General features: G+C 30.3%; 2 protein-coding genes. Both read left to right on the forward strand.

The features are described from left to right. Positions 1-382: EpsG family protein (locus CXF61_RS12200; RefSeq protein WP_193834227.1), on the forward strand; the 382-nt coding region annotated here is incomplete at its 5' end. Continuing rightward, entirely contained in the window at positions 375-1,253 is an 879-nt protein-coding gene (locus tag CXF61_RS12205; RefSeq protein WP_165598385.1) for a glycosyltransferase family 2 protein, read from the forward strand. The genes CXF61_RS12200 and CXF61_RS12205, both read left to right, overlap by 8 nt. The last annotated feature ends 15 nt before the right edge of the window (positions 1,254-1,268 follow it).

The raw sequence follows: 1,268 nt of genomic DNA on the forward strand, positions 1-1,268 counted from the left end.
AGTCGACTTGATAGGTAGCGATGAGAAACGATCTGGTTATTTAAGTGGTGATGATTTTGGTTATGATGTTGGTTTTAAATTGCAATTTGTTTTATTTAATACCATATTTTTAATAGTTGCGCTGATCATAAGAAAAAAAATATTAGATCCTAAATGGGCGTTTCATTATTATCTTTTGATAAAGTACTATATACTTGCAAGTAGTATTTTCTTTATGGCTTTTCAACTTCCTTTTTCGGATAGATGGGGTTTGTTCTCTTGGTTTTTTATCCCATTATTTTTTATTCCAGTTTTTTCTTCTAAAAATATAAAATCAGGTATTAAAATTCATTGGGTAATATTTTTAATTTCTACTTTTATAGGACTAGGGTTTTATGTCTAAAGCTAATAGATTTGTCAGTATTGGAATACCCTTTTATAATAATGAGGATTATCTGACATTCGCTATACAATCAGTGATTAACCAAAGTCATCAAGATTGGGAGCTTATTTTGATTAATGATGGATCGAGCGATTCATCTTTAGAAATTGCGCAGTATTTTGTAAGTATCGATAGTAGAGTTAGAGTTATATCAGATGGTCTAAATAAAAAGCTGCCTGCTCGACTAAACCAGCTTATTGATGAGTCTAAGTATAAATATATTGCCCGTATGGATGCTGATGATATCATGCATCCCGAAAGGCTCGAAAAACAACTGAGTTTTTTAGAAACTAACAAGTGCTACGACTTAGTATCTACGGGGCTGGTATCTATTGATAATAATAATAAAGTTAAAGGCTATAGAAAAGTAGGTTCTTTGTACGATGACTTCTCTAGTATAAGAACTAGCTATCCTATTGTGCATCCTTCTGTGATGGGCCGTAGGTCTTGGTTTGAGAGAAATAGATATTCTGAAGAATACCCCAGAGCAGAAGATTTTGAGCTTTGGACTAGAGCTATAAGTAAAAGTGATTTCAAAATGGCAGTATTACCTGAGCTTTTATTATATTACAGAGAAGAAGGTAATATAAATAAAAGAAAAATGATAGAGTCATATAATGATTTGTTAAAAATATATAAAAAATATAACTTAAAAGAATACCTACTTAAAATAAAGATAAAAATGAAAGCCAAAATATTTATTGTCAATATTTTGTATCATTTGGGACAGCTGCAAAAGTTAGCTGATAGAAGAAACTTAAAATTTAAAAATAGAGAGGATTTATTAGTTCACCAGGGTTTTTTAGACAGGTTGGTTAAAAAAGTGCGTTAACTAATTTTATTTCGA

Origin of the sequence: Psychrobacter sp. 4Dc, from assembly GCF_002836715.1 — a bacterium.
Lineage (GTDB): Bacteria > Pseudomonadota > Gammaproteobacteria > Pseudomonadales > Moraxellaceae > Psychrobacter.

What these genes read in the sequence shown, in the direction of transcription:
- CXF61_RS12205 (WP_165598385.1), top strand. Translation starts at nt 375, where the DNA reads ATGTCTAAAGCTAATAGATTTGTCAGTATTGGAATACCCTTTTATAAT.